The sequence below is a fragment of the Gilvimarinus sp. 1_MG-2023 genome (assembly GCF_030548285.1).
On record NZ_JAUOSC010001304.1, the window covers coordinates 1 to 255 of the forward strand.

The 255-nt window shown below is 58.0% G+C and carries 1 pseudogene; it reads right to left on the minus strand.

Annotated elements, in window-relative coordinates:
- A pseudogene (locus Q4563_RS21075) lies at positions 1–255 on the minus strand (hypothetical protein); the annotation flags it as partial.

The following is a 255-nucleotide window of genomic DNA, read 5'->3' on the forward strand; positions in this document are numbered from 1 at the left end:
GGCTTGGCTGGATAATGACTTCCGGAGCCGACACAATCACCTGCTCCAGACCAACACCGGGGTAATCCTGATCCAGACTGGCAAAAGGGTTGTGTGCACCGCATAGGATCAACTGTTGCTGTGGCCAGGCGTTACCCGCCACCGTGGTCAGCGGTCGCGACCAGAGTTCGTAAAACACGCGCACCGGAGCTTTACCTGCAAAGCGATGGCGTAATTGCTGCAAGCGTTGCTCATACGCCAGCGCTTGCTGCTCGG